Annotated in this window: 22 protein-coding genes and 1 tRNA gene; 16 read left to right on the forward strand and 7 right to left on the reverse strand. The window is 32.8% G+C overall.

The window, feature by feature from the left end; translation table 11 throughout:
• The first annotated feature begins 3 nt into the window (after positions 1 to 3).
• The 7 genes from GB234_RS12455 to GB234_RS12485 all read left to right on the forward strand — a co-directional run bounded on the left by GB234_RS12455 (position 4) and on the right by GB234_RS12485 (position 7,419).
• A complete protein-coding gene (locus tag GB234_RS12455) occupies positions 4 to 1,326 on the forward strand; it encodes a RagB/SusD family nutrient uptake outer membrane protein (RefSeq protein ID WP_151894906.1) in 1,323 nt (440 codons plus the stop codon).
• A gap of 203 nt (positions 1,327 to 1,529) precedes the next feature.
• Entirely contained in the window at positions 1,530 to 2,237 is a 708-nt protein-coding gene (locus GB234_RS12460) for a FadR/GntR family transcriptional regulator (protein ID WP_151894907.1), read from the forward strand.
• A 164-nt stretch (positions 2,238 to 2,401) separates the two neighbouring features.
• A complete protein-coding gene (locus tag GB234_RS12465; protein WP_151894908.1) occupies positions 2,402 to 3,670 on the forward strand; it encodes an MFS transporter in 1,269 nt (422 codons plus the stop codon).
• A 15-nt stretch (positions 3,671 to 3,685) separates the two neighbouring features.
• Positions 3,686 to 4,450: an SDR family NAD(P)-dependent oxidoreductase gene (locus tag GB234_RS12470; protein WP_151894909.1), complete on the forward strand. Its 765-nt coding sequence runs from the start codon at positions 3,686 to 3,688 to the stop codon at positions 4,448 to 4,450.
• Between the two features lie 116 nt (positions 4,451 to 4,566).
• Positions 4,567 to 5,589: a sugar kinase gene (locus GB234_RS12475; RefSeq protein WP_151894910.1), complete on the forward strand. Its 1,023-nt coding sequence runs from the start codon at positions 4,567 to 4,569 to the stop codon at positions 5,587 to 5,589.
• A 10-nt stretch (positions 5,590 to 5,599) separates the two neighbouring features.
• Positions 5,600 to 6,277 carry a bifunctional 4-hydroxy-2-oxoglutarate aldolase/2-dehydro-3-deoxy-phosphogluconate aldolase gene (locus tag GB234_RS12480; protein ID WP_151894911.1) on the forward strand — a complete coding sequence of 226 codons (678 nt, stop codon included), beginning with the start codon at positions 5,600 to 5,602 and terminating at the stop codon, positions 6,275 to 6,277.
• Positions 6,278 to 6,435: 158 nt separating this feature from the next.
• Positions 6,436 to 7,419, forward strand: a complete 984-nt coding sequence (locus tag GB234_RS12485) for a type I glyceraldehyde-3-phosphate dehydrogenase (RefSeq protein ID WP_151894912.1) — start codon at positions 6,436 to 6,438, stop codon at positions 7,417 to 7,419.
• 187 nt (positions 7,420 to 7,606) lie between these two features.
• Here GB234_RS12485 and GB234_RS12490 read toward each other — a convergent pair whose 3' ends face one another.
• The 4 genes from GB234_RS12490 to GB234_RS12505 all read right to left on the reverse strand — a co-directional run bounded on the left by GB234_RS12490 (position 7,607) and on the right by GB234_RS12505 (position 12,063).
• Positions 7,607 to 8,476 (reverse strand): alpha/beta fold hydrolase, encoded by an 870-nt coding sequence (locus tag GB234_RS12490; RefSeq protein WP_151894913.1) that lies wholly within the window; start codon positions 8,474 to 8,476, stop codon positions 7,607 to 7,609.
• Between the two features lie 155 nt (positions 8,477 to 8,631).
• A complete protein-coding gene (locus GB234_RS12495) occupies positions 8,632 to 9,246 on the reverse strand; it encodes a MarC family protein (RefSeq protein WP_151894914.1) in 615 nt (204 codons plus the stop codon).
• Positions 9,247 to 9,300: 54 nt separating this feature from the next.
• Positions 9,301 to 11,139: a monovalent cation:proton antiporter-2 (CPA2) family protein gene (locus GB234_RS12500; protein WP_151894915.1), complete on the reverse strand. Its 1,839-nt coding sequence runs from the start codon at positions 11,137 to 11,139 to the stop codon at positions 9,301 to 9,303.
• 42 nt (positions 11,140 to 11,181) lie between these two features.
• On the reverse strand, positions 11,182 to 12,063 hold the full coding sequence (locus GB234_RS12505) for an AraC family transcriptional regulator (RefSeq protein WP_151894916.1): 882 nt from the start codon (positions 12,061 to 12,063) through the stop codon (positions 11,182 to 11,184).
• A gap of 169 nt (positions 12,064 to 12,232) precedes the next feature.
• Here GB234_RS12505 and nfsB point away from each other — a divergent pair, with 169 nt between their 5' ends.
• From nfsB to GB234_RS12545, 8 genes are all read left to right on the forward strand, one after another.
• A complete protein-coding gene (gene nfsB / locus GB234_RS12510) occupies positions 12,233 to 12,892 on the forward strand; it encodes an oxygen-insensitive NAD(P)H nitroreductase (protein ID WP_151894917.1) in 660 nt (219 codons plus the stop codon).
• Positions 12,893 to 12,910: 18 nt separating this feature from the next.
• Positions 12,911 to 13,924 carry a zinc-binding alcohol dehydrogenase family protein gene (locus GB234_RS12515; RefSeq protein ID WP_151894918.1) on the forward strand — a complete coding sequence of 338 codons (1,014 nt, stop codon included), beginning with the start codon at positions 12,911 to 12,913 and terminating at the stop codon, positions 13,922 to 13,924.
• 5 nt (positions 13,925 to 13,929) lie between these two features.
• Entirely contained in the window at positions 13,930 to 14,763 is an 834-nt protein-coding gene (locus GB234_RS12520; protein WP_151894919.1) for a DUF4437 domain-containing protein, read from the forward strand.
• A 97-nt stretch (positions 14,764 to 14,860) separates the two neighbouring features.
• Complete coding sequence (locus tag GB234_RS12525; RefSeq protein ID WP_151894920.1) at positions 14,861 to 15,724, forward strand: AraC family transcriptional regulator; 864 nt, start codon at positions 14,861 to 14,863, stop codon at positions 15,722 to 15,724.
• A 122-nt stretch (positions 15,725 to 15,846) separates the two neighbouring features.
• A complete protein-coding gene (locus GB234_RS12530; RefSeq protein ID WP_151894921.1) occupies positions 15,847 to 16,692 on the forward strand; it encodes an enoyl-CoA hydratase/isomerase family protein in 846 nt (281 codons plus the stop codon).
• 41 nt (positions 16,693 to 16,733) lie between these two features.
• A complete protein-coding gene (locus tag GB234_RS12535) occupies positions 16,734 to 17,717 on the forward strand; it encodes a zinc-dependent alcohol dehydrogenase family protein (protein WP_151894922.1) in 984 nt (327 codons plus the stop codon).
• A 270-nt stretch (positions 17,718 to 17,987) separates the two neighbouring features.
• Positions 17,988 to 18,950 carry a 2OG-Fe(II) oxygenase gene (locus tag GB234_RS12540; protein WP_151894923.1) on the forward strand — a complete coding sequence of 321 codons (963 nt, stop codon included), beginning with the start codon at positions 17,988 to 17,990 and terminating at the stop codon, positions 18,948 to 18,950.
• A gap of 168 nt (positions 18,951 to 19,118) precedes the next feature.
• Complete coding sequence (locus GB234_RS12545) at positions 19,119 to 19,913, forward strand: SDR family NAD(P)-dependent oxidoreductase (protein ID WP_151894924.1); 795 nt, start codon at positions 19,119 to 19,121, stop codon at positions 19,911 to 19,913.
• 24 nt (positions 19,914 to 19,937) lie between these two features.
• Here the strand turns inward: GB234_RS12545 and GB234_RS12550 are convergent, their stop codons facing one another.
• The 3 genes from GB234_RS12550 to GB234_RS12560 all read right to left on the reverse strand — a co-directional run bounded on the left by GB234_RS12550 (position 19,938) and on the right by GB234_RS12560 (position 21,304).
• Entirely contained in the window at positions 19,938 to 20,555 is a 618-nt protein-coding gene (locus GB234_RS12550) for a hypothetical protein (RefSeq protein WP_151894925.1), read from the reverse strand.
• 173 nt (positions 20,556 to 20,728) lie between these two features.
• A tRNA-Arg gene (locus GB234_RS12555) sits at positions 20,729 to 20,802 on the reverse strand.
• Between the two features lie 49 nt (positions 20,803 to 20,851).
• Positions 20,852 to 21,304: a GatB/YqeY domain-containing protein gene (locus GB234_RS12560; protein WP_151894926.1), complete on the reverse strand. Its 453-nt coding sequence runs from the start codon at positions 21,302 to 21,304 to the stop codon at positions 20,852 to 20,854.
• Between the two features lie 231 nt (positions 21,305 to 21,535).
• Between GB234_RS12560 and GB234_RS12565 the strand changes: the two genes are divergently transcribed.
• Positions 21,536 to 22,441: a serine hydrolase gene (locus tag GB234_RS12565; RefSeq protein WP_151894927.1), complete on the forward strand. Its 906-nt coding sequence runs from the start codon at positions 21,536 to 21,538 to the stop codon at positions 22,439 to 22,441.
• Positions 22,442 to 22,463: the final 22 nt, after the last annotated feature.

A 22,463-nucleotide genomic window follows, 5' to 3' on the forward strand; every position in this document is an offset into this window, starting at 1 on the left:
AAGATGAAAAAAGTATATATATTATTTTTAGGATCATTATTATTAACAATGTCTTGTAGCACAGACTTAGATGAAGTACCACCAAACATTGCGAGTTCAGATTCTTTAACAGATTTCACTGGAGTTTTAAATGCTGCATATTATTACCAACTTGGTTCTGTAACACCAATGGCAGTAATGGGCGATTTTAGAGCAGACAATGCATTAATGCAAGAAGCTCCATATACAGAGTTTGATGAATTTGACCCAGGGTTAACGGCAATGGAAGATCAGTTTTTTGGGCCGCTCTACACTGCATTATATAGATCAATATTAAGCGCTAATAATGTAATTTTAAATTCAGAAAACGCTACTCATATTGGCGAAGCAAAATTTTTAAGAGCTTTATCTTATTTTAAACTAGTTCAAGTATTTGGTGATGTAAGTGTTGTTTTAACCGTACCAGGAATTGAAGACATTCCTACATTTGATTTAACTAGACAATCCACAACAGCAGTTTACGATACTGTAATTATTCCAGACTTACAAGATGCTATTGCAACCTTAAATAATGGCGGAATAACTACTGGTAGGGCATCTAGGTTAGCTGCTCAAGGACTACTTGGTAAAGTGTATGTCCACAGAGGCAGTTTTAGTAGTGCAGAACCTATTCTTGCAAATGTTTTAAGTGAAGCATCGTCAGCCGGTGTAACCTTGGAAGAAAACTACGAAGATATATTTGATTTGGCAAATGTTGAAAATTCTGAAATATTATTTGCTACTTTAATTTCTAGTTCTGTTGAAGACGAATATGGCTTTTCAGAATTTTGGGAATGGTATTTAGGACAAGATACTAAAGCACCTACGCCATTAGATCCAGATTTAGTTGCTGCTTTTGATGAAAGCCCTGGAGATTTAAGAAGAGTTGTAAATATTGATGAAGCCGCTTCTAGGTCGCCAAAATATACGCAAGCTGGAGGTCCAGACCACGATTGGATAGAGCTAAGACTAGCAGACATGGTTCTATTGTATGCAGAATCATTAAATGAAAATGGAGCTCCAGCGTCAATAGTATTGCCATTACTAAATCCTATAAGAACTAGAGCTGGGTTAGATGTTTTAGACCCTAATATATTAAACACTCCAGAGCTTGTTAAACAAGCAATACAAGATGAACGAAGATTAGAATTAGCATTTGAAGGTCATAGGTGGTTTGATTTAGTTAGAACAGGAACTGTTAATGCTGAAATGAATCAAGATATAAACCCTAATTATTTTGTATTTCCAATCCCAATTTCAGAAATTCTTGCAAGCGATGGGGTAATTACGCAAAATCCTGGATATTAAGAAGATTTAGTTATAATTGACTTATTTCTAAATCTTACAAACGAATTTTTGGATTAGCTATATAAAATTCGTTAATAGTTTTACTGACCTTATCAGTAAAGGTCAGTAAAACTTATCTAAAATAAATGTATTACTAAAATATAAGAGGCATCTAACTTTAAAATTATAAATTTGGTTAACCAATTATTCAATATATAAATTTTATGAAAGTAGAGGTCTTTACAACACATGATAATTACTCAGTCCAAAAAAGAGTGATAGCTAAAATTAGAGATTTAATAAATTATAAAAATCTAGAGCCAGGTGATAAATTACCATCTGAGAGAATGCTTTCAGAAAAATTTGAAGTAACAAGAAGTACAATTCGTGAGGCAATTCAAAAACTTGAATTATATGGATTATTAAAGTCTATACCTCAAAGTGGAACATTTATAGCAAACATTGGTGTTGTAGCAATGAATGGAATGATTGAAGATATTCTGCGTCTTGAAGACCCAGATTTTAAATCACTTGTTGAAACAAGAATTTTATTAGAATTAAAAACAGCAAGGTTAGCAGCAATTCGAAGAACAAATGAAGACCTCACTAGCATAAAAAATGCTCTTGAATCTTATGCTTCTAAGGTAAATAATGGTGAAGATGCTGTTCAAGAAGACTTGCTTTTTCATCTAGCAATAGCAAAAGCTAGCGGAAATAGTACTATGAATACATTTATGTTAATTATCACCCCAGAAATTATTACAAATTTCGGAAAATATCATGTATGCGATGCTGCTTCAGCTTTTTCAGGAATTGAAGAACACAGGCTTATTTATGACGCAATTAAAGAGCAAAATCCTCAGCTAGCTAAAAAAAGAATGAAAAAACACTTTAAAGAGCTTTATAAATACTGCTATAACGTAGATATGTAAAATATTCTTTAAAAAATAAACAATCAGTTTAGCTTATAATTTTTTTATAAGCTAATGATTACTCAAAAGCAATTACAAACTATAGCCCATTGTTAATTGAATTTTAACTAATAATTAATCAAATGCCTAATTCTAAGAATTTAGCTTAACTGAAATATAAAAACATGAAAGTAAAAGGACTTAGGTGGTGGATTATAGGACTTGTTTGTCTCGCAACAATTATAAATTATATAGATAGATCTGCATTAGGAATAATGTGGCCAGAGATGAGTAAAGACTTAGGTTTAACTGAGGCAGACTACGCTTGGGTAATTAACATTTTCACCGCCACTTATGCAGCTGGTAAATTTATTTCTGGAAAAGTATATGATAAAGTTGGAACAAAAATTGGTTTCGTTTTATCCATTGCCCTTTGGTCATTAGCATCTGCATTACATTTTTTTGCAAAAGGTGCTGCATCTCTAGGAATTTTTAGAGGACTTTTAGGAATAGGTGAAGCAGGAAACTGGCCAGGTGCAGTTAAAAATAATGCAGAATGGTTTCCTATACAAGAAAGAGCACTTGCTCAAGGAATTTTCAATGCTGGAGCAGGGATTGGATCAATAATTGCCGCTCCAACAATCGCCGAACTTTTTGGAGCTTATGGATGGCAAATAACATTTCTTATTATTGGTGTTCTTGGTTTTCTATGGATAATTCCATGGGTTATAATGAATAAGAAAAGCCCTGTAGCACACCCATGGATTACTGAAATGGAGAGACAATATATACTTGCTGGAAGACACGAAAGCAGGAAAGATCAAGTAAATGGGCTCAGTTTAAGTGTGAAAGAAATTTTATCAAAAAAAGAATCTTGGGGGGTAATTATTTCACGATTTTTTATTGAACCTATCTGGTGGTTGTTTGTATTCTGGATGCCTATATATTTATTTAATGAATATAACTTTAGTGTAAAAGAGATTGGCTATTATGCCTGGTTCCCTTATGTAGGAGCGATGATAGGTAGTTTAGCCGGAGGCTGGTATGCAAAAAACCTAATCAAAACTAAAACCATTGATTACAGTAGAAAGAAAACTGTTGTTATAGGAGCTGTAGTCATCGTAGTATCAATCTTAGGAGCAATACTATTTGCAGACACACCATTAAAATTTGTTTGTTTTGTTTTTCTGGTATTATTTGGTTTCCAGTTTGCTATTAGTAATATTCAAACAATTCCAAGCGACCTTCTAAGTGGTGAGTCAGTTGGAACACTTGCAGGATTATGCGGAAGTATAGGGGCTGTGTCAGTAATAATTATGAACTGGTTAATTCCAATAATAACGGTTGACTCTTACACACCAGCATTCATTATTTTGGCTGTGTTAGCACCACTAGCAGTATTGTCAATATTCTTACTAATTAAGAATATTGAACCAATAGATATAAATGATTAAGTATAAATTATAAAAATGAGTAAAATGGAAAAGAAAGTTGCAATAATTACAGGAGCCACAGGAGGTATTGGATTTGCAGTAGCAAAAAGATTAGGCAAAGATGGTTATACTGTTGTTTTAAACGGTATCAATGCTGAGGCAGGAGCAGAAAGAATTAAAGAACTTACAGACGAAGGAATCACTGCTGAATATTATGAGTTTGACGTTACTAATGAAGATGCTGTTACAGCAAACATTAAAAAAATAGGAGAGAAGTATGGCAAAATAGATGTTCTGGTTAACAATGCTGGAGGTTTAGGGGGCAGGTCTAGATTTGAAGAAATGACAACTGAATTCTACAGAAATGTTATGGCATTAAACTTAGATTCCGTGTTTTTTGCATCTAGAGCAGCGATTCCATTTTTGAAAGATGGAGAGCACCCTTCTATCATTAATTATACATCAAATGCGGGATGGACAGCTGGAGGACCTGGAGCAGGGATTTACGGCACATCAAAAGCGGGAGTACATGCTATTACTAGAGCATTAGCAAAAGATTTAGCAGAATACGGGATTAGAGTTAATGCAGTATCTCCTGGAACAATTGATACGCCATTCCACGCTCAAATAAAAGCTACAAAACCAGAGGTTTTTGCTTCTTGGGCTAATAATATTATGCTAGGGAGATTAGGTCAACCTGAAGATGTCGCTGGTGTTGTGTCTTTTCTAGCTAGTAAGGATGCATCCTTTATTACTGCGGAGACTGTTCAAATAGGTGGTGGACAAGCACTAGGAATTTAAAAATGTAGCAAATAGCTTTATTATTTTTTATCCTTTTTATTTAATATAATATGGGGACTTCTAATAAAGCTATTTGGCTTTTTAAATTTTAAGATTTAGTAAAAAAAAATTATAAAATGAATAAAGTTGTCACATTTGGTGAGATTATGTTAAGGCTCTCAACAGAGCGTCATCTAAGGTTTTCTCAAGCAAAAACTTTTGCTGCTACATACGGTGGTGGTGAATTTAACGTAGCAGTATCTTTAGCAAATTATGGGATTCCTGTCGAGTTTATAACTAGGCTTCCAGAGAATGAAATTGCTGCTTGTGCACTTAAAGAAATGCGCAAATTTAATATTGTGTCTAAAAATATTGTTTACGGAGGAGATAGATTAGGTATTTATTTTCTAGAAACAGGTGCTGGTACTCGTGGTAGTAAAGTGGTCTATGATAGGACAAATAGTTCAATGGCCACTATTGAAAAAGGTTCTATAGATTGGGAGTCAGTTTTAAAGGATGTATCATGGTTTCATTGGAGTGGTATAACTCCAGCAATTTCTGAATCTGCTGCGGAAGAATGTCTTGAAGCGATAAAGGTAGCACACAATCTAGGAGTTACAATCTCTTCAGACTTAAATTATAGATCTAAACTATGGCAATATGGTAAAGAACCCCATCAAGTAATGCCCGAACTTTTAAAGTATAGCAACATTATCTTAGGAGATATCGATACCGCTTTATTTATGTTAGGGAAAGATAAAGTTGATCCCAATTACCATAATGAAACTTCTCTACCTGTGTTATATGATCAAATATTTAAACTATGTCCTAACTTACAAACTGTAGCTACAACGTTAAGGTATTCTGTTAGTGCATCTCACCAACGTATTGGGGGTATTTTATATGATGGTAAGACAATCTATAATGCAGATATTAAAGAAGTAACTCCAGTTGTTGATAGAGTGGGAAGTGGCGATGCATTTATGGGAGGATTAATTTATGGATTATTAAAAGATACTAATGATAAACAAAGAGCACTTAATATTGCAGTTGCTGCTTGTTGTTTAAAACATACTGTTTCGGGAGATTATAATTTAATTACACTCGAGGAAATCGAAAACTTATTAAGCGGGAATACTTTTGGCGAAGTATCAAGATAACATTATTAAAATGGCACAATATTCAAGAATAGAAGTAGCACAGAAAATGGAAAAAACTGGCTTGGTTCCTTTATTTTTTCATCCAGATTTAGAAACAGGAAAACAAGTTTTAAAAGCATGTTATGATGGAGGTGCAAGATTAATGGAGTTTACTAGTAGAGGTGATTTTGCTTTTGAAATATTTTCTGAATTAAATAAATATGCAATTGGAGAGCTCCCAGGGATGATTATGGGTGTTGGCTCAGTTACAGATGCAGCAGCGGCATCATTATATATGCAGTTAGGTGCAAACTTTATAGTTACTCCTGTCTTAAGAGAGGATATTGCTACAGTTTGTAATAGAAGAAAAGTATTGTGGTCGCCTGGTTGTGGTTCTTTAACAGAAATTGCTAAAGCTGAAGAATTAGGTTGTGAAATTGTGAAATTGTTTCCTGGTGGAATTTATGGCCCAGATATAATTAAAGCAATTAAAGGGCCTTGTCCATGGACGAGTATTATGCCTACTGGTGGTGTTTCTCCCACGAAAGAAAATTTAACAGGGTGGTTTAATGCTGGAGTAACTTGTGTGGGTATGGGGTCAAAATTAATGGTCAAAAATAATGAAGGAAATTTTGATCTTCCTAAAATACAATCACTTACAAAATTGTCTATAGAAATCATTTCAGAATTAAAGAAACAAGTACACTAATAATTGTTGTTTTAAATGAGAAATTTTATTTGATTAAAATTTCCGAAGAGAATATATAAGTAGCTGGAAGTAAAGACGTACAAATAAAGAAATCTGTTCCTTTTAAAAACAGGTTACACATCATATATATATCAATTTTATAGTTAAATTAAAAAGGAATGAAGAAAATAGCAATTAATGGTTTTGGCCGAATAGGAAGAGCTGCATTTAAGGTTATAGAAAATACTGCAGATTTGAAAGTGGTTGGTATCAATGATTTAATGAGTATAGAAAATGCTGTTTATGCTTTAAAATATGATAGCGTCTACGGGAATTACGAAAAAGTTGTAACTCACGATGCCGATAATTTAATTATTGATGGAGTTAAGATTAAATATACATCTATTAAAGATCCCGAATTATTACCCTGGGAAGATCTTGAAATTGATGTTACTATAGAAAGTACAGGTTTTTTTACAAATATGGCTGGTGCTCAAAAGCATATTATTGCTGGGTCTAAGTTTGTGATTATATCTGGTCCTACAAAAGATACACCTATGATTGTTCATGGTGTAAATAATAGTAAAGAGAAAATGAATGTTTTTTCTTGTGCAAGTTGTACAACTAACAACACTAGTCCAATTATTGAGATTTTAGGCCGTCGTATAGGAATAAAAAAAGCGATACTTAATACCATTCACGCTTATACAACATCACAATCACTTGTTGATGGGCCTTCGAATAGCAATTTGAGAATGGGAAGAGCTGCGGCGATAAATCTAGCACCGTCTACAACAGGTGCAGCAATTGCAACGACTAAGGCATTACCACAGTATGAGGGCAAATTTGATGGTGTTGCTGTAAGGGTTCCTGTTCCTGTGGGTTCTATTTCAGACATAACTTTCATAACAGAAAGACCAACTTCGATAGATGAAATCAATTCAATTTTAACAGACGAGTCAAAATCTAAAAGATATAATCAAGTGGTCGCTGTTACATTAGAGCCATTAGTTTCATCCGATATTGTTAAAAGTTCTTTCGCGGCAACTGTTGACTTAGCAATGACTAAAGTGGTTGATGGTGATTTAGTAAAGGTAATGGCGTGGTATGATAATGAATGGGGGTTCACAAATCAAATGATTCGGTTAGTTCAAGAAATATAAGTGTTTTCGTGTTTTTTCTGTGTTTTGCTGAAATAAAATACAATTTTATTTTTACACCCGCTAATAATATCTTGTAAGCACCTATTATTGTGTTTATAGGAACATTAAAAATTGAAAAATAAGCGACATTTTTTGATATGATTTCTCTAGTGAATTCAATGTTTTTAAATAAATTTTATTTGAAACTTTAATTAAAAACAGTATCAATAAATTTAAGAATTTCGGGCTTAACAATGTCAATTCTTTCCCATGCTAAATTATGCCCAATTTTTGGTATTAATTTTATGGTGCTATTTGGAAAAATTGAATCTGTATATTTTAGATTGCCAACGGGGACTACGTTGTCATCCGATCCGTGAAGATGGAGTACTGGAGTTTTAAGATTATTCCAGTCCTTTTCTATTTTTTTTAATTCAAATGAATGCACTTTCTTTTCATCTCCTGCCACTCTGTAACCAGTAGGAACAATCCAACGTGTCAACCACCAGCGAGTAAATCGAGAAGCCCAAATATCTTTTTCTTGAATGGGATCCATTGCCGCAGATAAAAGTATAACACCCTTGACATTTTTATTGAGTACTGCTAACCTTGCGGCTAGTGACCCTCCATATGATGTTCCTATGGTAATAATATTGTCTAATTTTAAATCTTTTACAACTGCATTTATTAATACGGCTTGTTCCTCAATGGATGGCATTGCTTTGCCAAAATTAGAATACCCATAACCTGGTCTATCAATTGCAAATAAATTTGCTGCTTTTCCAAGTGCCGGATCGCCCATATATTCCTGCCAAGCTGTGAGAGAACTAGGTGAGCCGTGAAAAAAAACTACGTTGATATCTTGGTCAGAAAGCTTTACTTTTTGAACCCGGATATTAATGTTTAATTCATCTTTTTGATAATAATACATTTCAGAAGAGACCCCTTTTTTCTTAAACTCATCAATAATTTTAATATCTGGTTTTCTGTATTGTAAAGAAGTACAAGACATAAATAATAGGCAAGAATATATGACTACTCCCCATATAATTGTCTTTCTAAAATATATTTGAGTCATTTTTTTATTAAGCTTGATATTTATATTTAGAAATGAATTTATGTATGAATACAAAAAAGTATAAATAATTATCATTTAAAGAAAGTGTCATTATTTGAATGTTTAATATTTTTTTGTCAAAAATAAATTTTTGTAAGTTCCTTGCTCATTTCTGGTTATAAATCAAAAGCAATTCTTATTCCTTCGATAATCATACCAGTTCCAATTATACCAATAAGTAACCCCATAATTTTTCCAATAACAGAAATTACATTGTTCCCTAATACTTTTACTATTAGATCACTGGCCCGAAATGTTATGAAAGTTAATAAACACATTAATCCAAAAATTGCTATAACCAGTCCTATCTGCAAATAGCTTACATCTGAAACAGCATTCATGGCAGTTACAATAGTTCCAGGTCCAGCTATAATAGGAATGGCTAATGGTGATACTGCTATGTTTTCATCGACATCAACTACTTTTAAATGTTTAACATTAGATTTTTTTGACTGAAGCATTTCAAAACCTATAAAGAAAACTAAAATACCTCCAAAAATTTTAAATGCTGGTATGGTAATGTTGAATAATTCAAAAATGAATTTACCTAAAACTATAAATAACGTTACAATTATAAATGCAATAATATTTGCTCTTTTATTAATACTATGCTTGGTTTTAGCAGTAGCCCCTTCGGTTAATGATAGGAAGACTGTCATGTTTGAAATAGGGTTTGTAATTGCAAAAAAACCTGTAAACACTGTTATTGAAAAGGATAATAAATTCTCCATGTTTTTTATCTATAAATACTTTAATAATGTGAATTGATATATTGTTTTAATATTTTAAATTTTACTGCTTCCCATCTTAAGATCTTCCATCAATAATTTTTCCTGTTGTGCGATTTCTTCTCGTGCTTTAAATATATATTCTTTTTCGTTTTTTGGTGTTACAGCTAAACGTTGTAAACTAGCTATGTCAAGTTGCGTAAATTTTTGAGCCTGTTCATCAGTTGCGTTTCTATCAAAACCCATAAAATGTAATACATCACTCGCCATTTTGACTGAAGTATCAAGCGATTCCCGGTATATATGCTCAATTCCTAAATTATGAAGTTCATAAGCGTCGTATCGATTTTTAGCACGGACTAATAATTTTACATTAGGATATTTTTCTTTTACTTTCTTTATGATACCCAGTGCGGCTTCTGGGTTGTCGATAGCGCAAATTAAAAAATCTGCTTCTGAAATACCTGCAGACTCTAAAAGATCCATTCTGGATGCGTCTCCATAGAATACCTCAAATCCCATTTTTCTTAAAAAATCTACTCTATTTGAATCTAAATCAAGTACAGTGGTGGGTACACCATGTGCACGAAGAAACCTTCCTACGGTACTGCCAAAATGGCCAAAACCTACTAAAATAACTTTATGGTTTTTTTGAATTTCGTCCATAGGTCTTTTTTCAGCTTCTTTAGTGCCTATTCTAGGAAGACACAATCGTTCATTTAATATCCATAATATGGGTGTAAGCGTCATTGTGAGTGCTGTTACCACAAGCATAATGTCTAATTGTTCGCGCTCAAAAATATTAAGCTGAAATGCAAAAGAAAGTAATACAAATGCAAATTCGCCTATTTGTGCTAATCCCACCATTAATAATAGACGTTGATCAATCTTAAGTTTAAAGATGACTCCTACGACAAATAATACTATTGCTTTAATAAGAATAACTGCGATTACTAAACCACTTATTAATAATGGATTTTCGCCTATTACAACAAAATTAATAGAAGCCCCTACTGCCATAAAAAACAATCCTAAAAGTAACCCTTTAAAAGGGTCGAGAGTGCTTTCTAATTCATGTTTAAATTCACTTGTAGCTAAAACGACTCCTCCTAGAAAAGCTCCCAAAGCAGGGCTTAGTCCTACTAATTCCATTAAAAAAGAAATCCCTACCACAATTAATAAAGAAGAAGCTACTAATAATTCTCTTACTCTTGCCTTAGCAACTAATCTTAACATAGGAACTATAAGATATCTACCTGTTAATACTATTAACGCTATAGATACAACGATGGCGAGCGCTTGTAAACCTAAAGGTAAACTTTCGAGAAGGTTTGTATGAGCATTGTGTGTGTCATCTCCAGCTGAAGTAGTGCCTGAGACATTAGATAGCAAAGGAAGTATTCCTAACATGACAATTACTATAATGTCTTGAAATAAAAGAATTGAGAAAGAGGACGTTCCATATGTGGTTTCCATTAATCCTTTTTCCTTATTTGTTTGTAGGGTAATTGCCGTAGAAGATAGTGCTACTGCCATAGCCACAGTTAATGATAAAGTCCAATCTATCCCTAAGCCATACAACAGTAAAAATGTTAGTGTCATGGTTCCAAAAACTTGAATACTTCCCATACCTAAGACTAATTTTCTCATTTGCCAGAAACTCTTTGGTTTTATTTCTAACCCAATAATAAAAAGCATCATCACTACTCCAAATTCAGCAAATTCAAGAATGTCTTCACCTTCCTGACCCACAAAGCCTAAAATGTAAGGACCAATTAACATTCCAGCTAATAAATACCCAATTACCGAACTTAATCCAAGTCGTTTAACAATAGGTACACATATTACTGCACCGGCCAAAAAAACGATGGCTTCAAAAAGAATGCTTCCACTCATATCACTAAATTAGATTTTAAAGTTTTTTTTCTGAAATTTTAATTAGGAACAAGCTGTACGTTTCAGCAGCATATATTCTCCATTATTTTTAAACTCACGTAAGGATATTCCCGAATAACGTTTAAAAGTTTTAGATAAGTGACTCACATCAGTAAAACCTAATTCTTCAGCAATTTGAGTTAATGTGAAATCAGAATTTAATAAGCGTATTTCAACTAATTTCAGCTTTGCTTTAATTATATACTCACGTAAGGATATGTTCACTTGTTTTTTAAAAAATTCGCTAACATAGGTTGAAGACATCATAAAAACATTTGCTAAGTTTTCAACTTTTAGTAATTCTGTTTTATCAATATTTTCATTAATATATGTCAGCATTTTAGTGATTCTATCATCCGTGTTTTTTTGTTGAATTTCGTAATAACTACTCTTTTTAATGTTTCTAATTAACAACTCTAAAACGCTTGTCATTAAGCTAGTTATCAGACTAACAGATTCCTTACCATAATTTCTAGATTCTTGTAAAATCATTTCAATCAAACTTGTTAAATGATTTCTATCTATATCGTTTTTAATGATATCTCCTGGTAATTGGTTGTAATTAGATAATATATATGATGCCTCTTTAAACCATTCATTTCTATCAATAGTTACATTATTTATATTTTTAAAAAATGAATCTGTAAATTTGAGAAATACAAATTTTGTAGGTTTCTCAATAGTAAATGAATGGCATTTTAAAGGTGGGAGCAAATAAACACTTCCGTTTTGATAATTAGATTCATTATAGTTTATACATTGAATGCCTTTGCCACTTTTCACTAAAACCAATTCAAAAAAATTGTTTTTGACAGGACGTTGTTTCCACTCCTCTAATTCAATTTCTTGTATTTCAAAAGGTTTATATGATTCAATTATGTTCATTATTACAACATTTTGCTTCAAAATTAGGTAAAATAACTATATAATTTAGAATTACTTGAGAGTAAACCTTTATTTGTACAATCATTCCCTTTGCTTGTACATTAATGAGTTTCTTTATGTATTTATCTTTGTCCCACTAATTAGAATCAACCTTATTAAATATACTTAAATGAATTTAAAAGAAATTTTAAACTGGAGATACACAACTAAAGAATATGATGCAACCAAAAAAATATCTGATGCAGATATGGCTGAAATTAAAAACTTGTTAAGAATGAGTCCTTCAAGCGTAAACCTACAACCTTGGCACTTTATAGTTGCTGAAACTACCGAAGGTAAAGCACGTGTCGCAAAAGGAACACAAGGCTTTTTCAGTTTTAACGAACCTAAAGTAACTAATGCTTCAGCTGTAGTTTTATTTTGTTCAAAAATTGATGCAGATGAAGATTACTATAATCACATAGCAAACACAGAGGATGCAGACGGAAGATTTCCAAATGAAGATATAAAGAACGGATTCTTAGGTGCTGTTAAAGCATTTGCAGGAATTCATAAATACGATTTAAAAGATTTACAACATTGGATGGAGAAGCAAGTATACCTTAACATTGGTAGCTTTTTATTAGGTGTTGCTAGTTTAGGAATTGATGCTACACCAATGGAAGGTATCGATGTAAAAGCTTTAGACGAAGAATTCGGGTTAAGAGAAAAAGGATACACATCTTTAGTCGCTGTATCTTTAGGATATCATGCTGAGTCTGATTTCAATTCCACAGAAAAAACACCAAAATCAAGATTACCAGAAAGCGAAACTTTCACAATAATATAATTTCAAATTTTTTGTCAGATGAAAGCAATAGGATACAAAGAGAATTTACCGATCGACAATGTAAATTCTTTACAAGAAATAGAATTAGAAACACCAAAAGCAACGGGAAGAGATATTCTTGTTGAAATTAAAGCCATTTCTGTAAATCCAGCAGATTACAAAGTGCGTGCAGGAATGCCTGTAGAAGGAGACGATTGGAAAGTAATTGGTTGGGATGCAACTGGTATTGTAAAGGAAGTTGGAGAAGATGTTACTTTGTTTAAGGTTGGAGATGAAGTTTGGTATGCAGGAGATTTTACACGTCAAGGAAGTTATGCAGAATATCAAGTTGTAGACGAACGTATTGTTGGTAAAAAACCTTCAAGCTTATCTTATGCTGAAGCTGCTGCTTTACCATTAACGACACTTACAGCATACGAAATGTTGTTTGATAGATTACAAGTTTCTAAAGACAATGCCAACAAATCTATTTTAGTTATTGGTGCTGCTGGGGGTGTTGGTTCTATATTGGTTCAACTAGCTAAAAAGCTGACAAAATTAAACATTATTGGTACTGCTTCTCGCGAAGAAACGACGTCTTGGTTAAAAGAATTAGGCGCAGATACAGTGATCAATCACAGAAATAAATTAAGCGAAGAGTTTAAAAAATACAACCTTCCTGCACCAGAATATGTAGTGAGTTTAAATGCCACAGAACATCATGTAGATGAAATTGTAAAACTGATTAAACCACAAGGTAAATTCGGATTTATTGACGATCCAAAATCGTTAAACGTGATGCCTTTTAAAGGGAAAGCCGTTTCTACGCATATCGAGTTAATGTTCACACGTGCAATGTTTCAAACGGAAGACATGATTGAACAACACAATATTTTAAACAAAGCTTCCCAATTAATTGATAACGGTACGATTAAAACAACCTTAGGCGAAAACTTCGGAACTATAAATGCCGAAAACCTTAGAAAAGCCCACGCTTTCTTAGAAACAGGAAAAGCTAAAGGTAAAATTGTTTTAGAAGGATTTTCAAAATGAAAAACATGAAAAAAAATATCTTAATCGCATTAGCACTAGTCACTGGTGTTTTTGTAAACGCACAGACACCAACAACAGACAGTATTAAATCTGTAAATGAAGTCGTAACTGCAGACAACGTGGAATCGGGTTGGTTAAATCCGTTACGAGGTGATAAAAGTCCTGCAGCAGGAAAACTTTGGGGAGACCGAACAAAAAACGAACCAGCAGGGTTCTTAGTAAAATTCAAAAAGGGTTTTTCTTCACCACCACACATTCATAATATTACCTATCGTGGAGTAGTAATTCAAGGTTTATTACATAATGATGACGAACAAGCCGAAAAACAATGGTTGCCAGCAGGTTCTTATTGGCAGCAACCAGCAGGAGAAGCGCATATTACAGCTGCTGCTGATAACGAAAACATGGCTTTTTTAGATATTCAAGAAGGTCCATATTTAGTAAAACCAACATCGGAAGCTTTTGATAATGGCGAGCGTCCAATTAACGTAGATAAAACCAATTTGGTATGGTTAAATTCTAAAGATATCGAGTGGGTTTCAGCAAAGAGCAATGTTGAAACTGCCTTTTTATGGGGAAGTCACGAAGAAAATCAATTACGTGCAACGCTTTTAAAATTACCAGCTGGTTTTAAAGGAAAAATTAAAAATTTGAGTCCGAATTTTAGAGCAGTAGTTATTTCTGGAGGAATTTTACACCAGTTTTCTAAAAAAGAAACTAAAAAGAAATTAAACGCACCATCGTATTTTGGAGCAAAAGAAAATGCAACGTCAATTATTTCAGCAGAAAAAGAAACGGTTCTTTATATTAGAAGTAACGGAGAGTTTGAAGTAAAATAATATAATTGATATTTATTTATTGATTAATAGCAAGTAGAAGCCACAGTTTTGTGGCTTTTCCTATTTCAATATTCAGTATATTTAAAAAAAGATTGTCATGCCTAGAACTATCATCGAAAACATCGTTATTGCGCAATACAAAAACCAAACGTTTTTTGAGTTTTGTAAATACACAACCATTCGATTTTTTGAAATCGTCTATTTTGAAGAAGGCTCAGGAACCATAAAAATCAATGGTAAAATGGTAAAATACACACCAAATAGCATTTTTGTATTTATTCCAGATGATATTTATATCTTAAATCCGGAAACAGAAACTTCTACGGTAGCAGTTAAGTTTTTAAAGAGTTTTTTTAGAAATACAAGTTCGCAAAATGTAAATCTTCCGGTAAACGATTGGTTTCGTAAAATAGAAGAAATCTTAAATAGTGAAAGTCATGAGCTTCGTGAAATGCAGTTTGAAACCGAAGCAGATCGTTCGCATTTAGTCGCTTTAGTAAATATGGTGGCAACCGAATATCTGAATAAGCAATCCTTCGATATCTTCATCATTCAAAATTCATTGTCCGTAATTTTACATCTTATTGCGCGAAATATTCAATTTATAAATACTTCCGATTCTGTAAAAGAAGTGAAATCGTCTAAAATTCAGCAAATCATCAATTATATCCATTCCAATATTTATAATTCGGAATTGCTATCGACTAAAAGTCTAGCAGAAGAATTTCATATGGCAGATAATTACATCAGTGAATATTTCAAAAAACATACGGATGTTTCCTTAAAAAAGTACGTCATCAACTACAAATTAAAACTTGTAGAAACCCGTTTAAAATATACCGATTTACAATATTCTGAAATTGCAGCAGAACTCGGTTTTACAGATTCAAGTCATTTAAACAAAACATTTCAAAGTTATAAAGGCACGAGTTTAAGTGCTTTTAGAGCAAGTTTGGCTTAATTTTTTAATAAAACCTTTTTTTTTACTAATACCACTTTGATTTCTACCAAATAAAACCTTGGTGTCTATTTTAAATTTGCAGTGTAATTAATACACACATAAACAATTTAAAATACGAGACCATGAACTACAAGAACTTTCAAACATTTACAGCAAAGCAAGACGGAGGAATTTTAACCGTAGACATCAACTTCGGACCAGTAAACGTACAGGGACAAGAAATGTTGGCAGATTTAAGCAGTCTTTGCTTACGATTAGAACGCGATAGAAGTGTAAAAGTAGTAGTTTTTGAATCGTCTAATCCAGGATATTGGGTATGTCATTATGATACCGATTTATTAAAAGATTTATCTACAGAAGCAGTACCAAGAAACGAAATACAGTTATTAGACTTACAAGCTATATTAGAAAGATTAAGTAATGTACCACAAGCAACTATAGCAAAAATTGAAGGATTTGCACGTGGTGGCGGACACGAAATGGCATTAGCATTAGATATGCGTTTTGCAGCTAGAGGAAAAGCCAAGTTTATGCAAATGGAAGTTGGTATGGGAATTTTGCCTTGTGGTGGTGGCGCATCTCGTATGGCTAGACAAGCAGATTTAGGAAAAGCATTAGAAATAATATTAGGTGCTAAAGATTGGGATGCTGATGAAGCTGAAAAATTCGGAACTATAAACAAAGCTTTAGACGCAGATGAAATTGGTGCTTATGTAGATGCTTTAGCACAACGTATTTCTCAATTTCCAGCAGAATCTATTGCAGCTTCAAAACGTGCAGTGTATGCATCGGTAGATTTACCAATTAAAGAAGCTTTAAAAGAAGAAGCGTATCAATTATTTCAAGCGACAAGTAAAACACCAGCAGTAAAACGTTTCCAATATGCAGATGATAATGGTGCCCAATTTGACCATAACAACCAAAAGAATTGGGAGCAAATGGTTATGGATATTCAAGCAGTTAATTAATAAAAACAATACTAATTATAATAAATAAAAGAGGATAGAATATGAAAGCAATGCTTATAAACAATTACGGAGAAAACGGAAATTTCGAAGTATCAGAAATAGCAAAACCAGAAGTAAAAGCAAATCACGTTTTAGTGAAAATAGCAGCATCTAGTGTTAATACTATTGACATGATGATTAAAAATATGGGAACAGATTTACCATTATCACCAGCTGCACCAGCCTTATTAGGTATGGATTTCTCAGGAACAGTAGAAGCTGTTGGCGAAGGCGTTACAGGTTATGCTGTAGGAGACGAAGTTTACGGTTGTGCTGGCGGATTAGCAGATTTACCAGGAACATTAACCGAATACATTGTTGCAGATAGTAACTTAATTGGTCATAAACCAAAAGATTTAACCATGCGTGAAACTGCTGCTTTACCATTAGTTGCAATTACAGCTTACGAAGGTTTAACAAGAGCAGGAGTTAAAGTAGGTCAGAAAGTATTAGTACATGGTGGTTCTGGTGGTGTTGGTCATTTAGCAGTGCAATTAGCTAAATACTTTGGAGCAGAAGTTTTTGCAACAGGAACTGGAGATAATCAAAAAGCTACCGTTGAAAAATTTGGCGCTACGTTTATTGATTACATGACTGAAAAAGTAGCAGATTACACTGCAAAATACACAGATGGTGGTTTTGATGTGGTTTTCGATACCGTTGGTGGTCCAAACCTGACTAACTCTATGGAGGCGGTTGCCTTAAACGGACATATTTCTACAACGGTTTCTTTATTAGAAATAGATTTAACTCCGTTGCATTTTAAAGGAGCATCGTTACACGTGGTGTTTATGTTAATTCCGATGTTACATAACTTCAAAAGAGAAAATCACAGTAATATTTTAGAAAAATTAGCTAAAATTTCTAACGAAGGTCACTTAACACCGATTGTAGATGAAAATCAATTTTCATTAGAGCAAGTTGGCGATGCTTATGCACATTTAGCAAGCGGAAAAGCTATTGGAAAAGTAGTTGTTGAAAATTAAAATTTTTATGGATTTTTATAAAATCCAGTTAGTTGGTTAGTAGTTTAAAATGCCTCTTTTTAGAGGCGTTTTATATACACAATAATAAACCTTGGAATCTACCGAAACAACCATTTTTAGTACTAAAGAGTTACTTATGTCTAAGGTTATCTTTGTAGTAAGATTAATGGTTATTTGAATTACAATTAAAATGCGATTAATTAAATAGAATGATAAATACAATACCAAAAAATCTTTGAACAGTGGTTTTTGGTTTAAAACAATTATACGATGAAATCAACAACAAATAATAACGCACTTGCGGGAGCTCGTGCACTTGCATTACCTTCTAGAGAAGATTCGTTAAGACGTGAATCTTCTGTGTCACAATTTTGGAATACTAACCGAAGATTACTTGAAGATGCTTGGAGAGAATGGGAATTTGAAAACAAAGACAGTTTATTAGTTCCTGATGAAACACTGCTTGATCCAAAATTGAGAAAAGTTATTAACGAGGCCTGGGAAAATCCTGAAAAAGAAAATGCTGTAGCCGATTTATGGGAAGAAATTATTCCTGGAGTATATTCTGCTCAGTTTTTTGACTTGGAACGTTTAGCAGAATTTCGTAATTATTTAGAAGCTACTGTAAATTCTGAAATTCCGAGGCGTGCACCGTATGGCATTCAATTAAATCGTTACGGAGTTATGTTAGACCCACGATCAGAGGGATATCTTGCTGCGCCTAATTTTCAAGCATTTTATAATGAAATTATGGATCGTTATATGCGTCCGATAGCTCGTTTGTTACTTGGTACTTATGGTTATGATAACCAAACTTTTGGTTTTTCTATTCAGTACAATCCAGATAAAGATAAGGATTTGCATGCGCATACCGATGCTTCGGCTGCTACCTTAAATATTAATATTAACTTACCTGATGAAGAATTTACAGGGTCTCAAGTAGATTTCCATGATAAAACCACAGGAAATGTTGTTAAAACTATTTTTGAACCAGGTAAAGCAATAATTCACACAGGAAACGTACCACACGCTACACATCCAATAACTAGTGGACAACGTAGTAATTTGGTTGTATGGCTTTACGGTGACCGTATGCAAGTTCCTAGAGGTAGTGCAAGTAGCTATGGTAATACAGGTAATTCATCGTCTAAGGTTGTGACATCAGACAACGTCACAGCTAGTGATCGTTGGAGTGTGCCAGATAGTCCTAAAGACATGATTGCACCGTTTTAAACGATATAAAAGTTTTAGAATAAATTACAATGATAGCAAGACGTCAGTTCGAGTGATTTTCCTAATGAAAATAGTGTCTAGAATATGTTAAGAAATACTATTTGATACAATCCCGAAAAAGTTGTTATTACTCGCGTGACGTTACTAATAATATTAAATACTATAAAAATGAAAACTATAATAATAACAGGAAGTACTGACGGAATAGGAAAACTAACCGCTTTAAAACTAGCTAAAGACGGAAACACCGTTTATATTCATGGTAGGAGTGAAGCTAAAGTAAATGCAGTTGTTGAAGAAATTAAGTCAGCTTCAAATAACAAGAACATCAATGGCCTTGTTGCAGATTTTTCAGATTTAAAAGCTGTGAAAAATTTAGCGGATCATATAAAAAAGGAAATTCCTAAAATAGATATATTAATTAATAATGCCGGAATATTAAAAAGCCCTATTAGTAAAACAAAAGATGGTTTAGATATAAGAATGACAGTAAATTATTTAGCCCCTTATGTATTAACTACTAACATACTTTCAATCCTTAAAATTTCCGAAGCACCTAGGGTTATCAATTTGAGTTCTGCTGCTCAATCTTCTGTTAATGAATCTGTATTGAATGGAGACGAAGAAGTTACGGACAATAATAGTTATGCGCAGAGCAAACTAGCATTAACAATGTGGAGTTTTGAACTAGCGAAAAACGAGCCAAATATTACAATTATTGCTGTAAATCCAGGATCGTTATTAAATACAAAAATGGCTAAGGAAGCGTACGGACAGCATTGGTCACCTGCAGAAAAAGGTGTAAATGTTTTATATGATTTAGCAACTTCTAAAGAATATAATAATGGTTCTGGGAAGTACTTTGATAATGATAAAGGAGCTTTCTCAAAAGCTCATGAAGATGCATATTCTATAGAAAAAATTAAGAATCTTATAAAATTTACTGAAAAATTTTCACTTTAAAGTGGATGTGAGTGAAGAGACTAATTACTTGTTTTTAAATAATAATACAATGGCATCTAAGAATTCTTCTTTTAATTTATCAAGAGATTTGGGGTTTATGGCTTTTAAAGTGGAAGTTGCTATTGGTTTGTCCTCAGAGGTAGTGCCTATATCATATACTGCTGCTTCTAAAGTATAAGTAATAATTTCCTTTTTATCATATACAAGACTATTCACATCTGTTTTTCCTAACTTTAATGGTTCTAATGTATTAAAATAGTTGTGCAGCGATTTTGTGTTAACTGTATCTACGATCATAGACTTTCTTGATGCTAGTAAAACCTTATTAATATTTTTGTTTTTACATTCTAAAGCAAACTGATTTATTTCTTCTTGAGTTCGATTTTCTTTGTATGAAATTTCAGGAAATATAACATGCATTTTTAGAGGAGAGAGTCCTTGCTTTGTGAGTGAAAGTGCAACTTTATTTTCAAATTCTACTTGAAGATTAGTGTCCTCAGTATTTGCATAAACTAATAAACGATCAATTTTTTGGTTTTTAAAATCTGCAGAAACCCATTGAGAGGGGATTGTTTTACTTGTTGAACATCCCATACATATTAAAAGTGCAAATATTAAAAAAGTAAGGGTGGTAGTTTTCATTTGTAGAGTTTTATGCAAGTTAATTAAAATGAAGATTAATTACAATAATTAGTTAAGTTGAAAATGTCTTAATCAATCTTTTTTATTCAAAGCAATACTATTATTATAAATTGCAAATAGAGAATAAAATTTTGAGCAAGCTCAATTTCATTCTCTATTCTTCAACATATTTGTGACCTCGAAGGGATTCAAACCCCCAACCCTCAGAGCCGAAATCTGATGCGCTATTCAGTTGCGCCACGAGGCCTTGTTTTCCGTTAAAAGACGGATTTTTTAAATTTATATTATATAAAAATTTAATTTGCTAACCTAGCTTTAACAATAGTACTAATGGTTTTTCCATCTGCTCGACCTGCTGCTTTGCCGTTAACTATTCCCATAACTTTGCCCATATCTGCCATAGAGGATGCACCAGTTTGAGTAATAGCTTCGTCTACTAATTTTGCTACTTCTTCTTCACTAAGTTGTGCAGGTAAAAATCTTTCAATTACTGCAGCTTCGGCAATTTCTGGGGCAGCTAAATCTTCCCTCCCTTGCTCACTGAAAATTGCAGCACTATCTTTACGTTGTTTAACGAGTTTTTGTAAAATCCTCATTTCAGCATCTTCATTCAATTCTTCTTTTGCTCCACTTTCTGTTTGAGCTAATAATATTGCACTTTTGACAGACCGAAGCGCTTGTAAAGCTTGACTGTCTTTTGCTTTCATTGCTATTTTCATAGCCTCCATAATTTTAGAAGATAAACTCATTTTAGTATATTTTTATGATAACGCGAATATACTAAATTTACATAGTTGCGTTATAAAGAACAATAGTAATTACATTGTAAGTTTTTACTTTTTAATACTATAACAAAATATTAACTAAAATTGGCTTAATTATTTATAAAACAGTAGTTTGGGTGTGTTTTTTAACATACATTTGTTCTCTTTTATGAGTATAAAATTGACTCCAATAATTTAAAACCTTATATTAATTAAATGAAATACAATTTTAAATTTTTATTTGCTTTAGGTTTTGTTTTTTCTCTAACATTGAATGTATTCTCTCAAGAGTTGCCTTTAGGTGACGAATGTGATGTGAATCCAATTGCAGAATTAGATGATCCTACATTAACAATTATGCTTGAAAATGAACTTTTCAAAAACAAGGCATGGAAGACATTGCTCCAAAATCAAAAAATGGCCGTTGGTATTGTTGATTTGTCAGATTTGAATAATATTCAATACGCTGGGATTAATGATGATAATATGATGTATGCAGCCAGCTTGCCCAAAATTGCAGTATTGTTAGCTTCAATGGATGCAATTGATAAGGGCGAATTAATTGACTCAAAAGAAATAAGAAAAGATATGAGTTTGATGATTAGTAAATCTAATAATCAAGCTACAACGCGTATGATTGATCGCGTGGGTTATGAAAAAATTGAAGAAGTTTTAAGAATGCCTAAGCATAAACTATATGATGAAGAAGTAGGTGGTGGTTTATGGGTAGGTAAACGTTATGCAGCAGGAGGAAGACGATATCCAGAACCTATGAAAGGTTTAAGTCATGCTGCAACAGCACGTCAAGTTTGTAGTTTTTATTATCAACTTGCAATGGGAAATTTAATAAGCGAAGAGCGCTCAGTAGAAATGCTAGGAATTATGAAAGATCCAGCATTACACCATAAATTTGTAAATACGTTAGATAGAATAGCTCCTAATGCAAAATTATATAGAAAATCTGGCTCTTGGAAAAACTACCATGCAGATTCTGTTCTTGTATGGGGTCCAGAAAGAAAGTATATTATGGTTGCTTTAATTGATAATGATTATGGTGAACAAATAATTAGAGATTTAGTAATTCCTTTAGAAAAAGTTATGAAAAAATCACGTTCTTTATAAAACAACCTAGTGTCGTTTTATA

Origin of the sequence: Patiriisocius marinistellae (genome assembly GCF_009014635.1) — a bacterium.
Taxonomy (GTDB): domain Bacteria; phylum Bacteroidota; class Bacteroidia; order Flavobacteriales; family Flavobacteriaceae; genus Patiriisocius; species Patiriisocius marinistellae.